At 61.2% G+C, this 456-nt stretch carries 1 pseudogene; it reads right to left on the bottom strand.

From position 1 onward, the window contains the following. Window positions 1-298: pseudogene (locus tag TW83_RS20415) on the bottom strand (hypothetical protein); the annotation flags it as partial. Window positions 299-456 lie beyond the last annotated feature (158 nt).

The following is a 456-nucleotide window of genomic DNA, read 5'->3' as shown; positions in this document are numbered from 1 at the left end:
GATCGGCATCAGCCCCATCAGGCGCATAAGCTGACGTATGCGCCTTTCGTTCACCTTGTGGCCGTTTTCGGGCTTGCGCGGCCCCACTGGGGCCACGGTCCCTGCAACTGCGCAGGTGCCAGGTCATCTGACGGACGCCAAAGAAAGGCGTGTCGAGGAACTGCACGTCGATCAGCCGCATCAGCGCGAGGTTTTGGTCCGTTTCACCCTGCAGCGTATAGTAAAACGACGACCGAGGGATCGACAGCAGAGCGCACTGCTGGCCGATCGACAGGTCCGGATGGTCGCGTTCAACCATGCCGCGCCTCACTTCCCGCCCCAAGGCTTCAGCTTTCTTTCCAAAAAAGAGTTGGCCACTGCCAGCTCTCCGATCTTGGCATGCAGATCCCGGACCTGATCCTCATCGATCACCGGCGCCTTGCGGCCACCGCGTTCAAAGACACCGGACGCGCCATC

The sequence above is a fragment of the Paracoccus sp. S4493 genome, from assembly GCF_000967735.1.
GTDB lineage: Bacteria > Pseudomonadota > Alphaproteobacteria > Rhodobacterales > Rhodobacteraceae > Paracoccus > Paracoccus marcusii.
The sequence above is the reverse complement of the archived record's forward strand: the minus strand, read 5'-3'. Positions and strand labels throughout refer to the sequence as shown.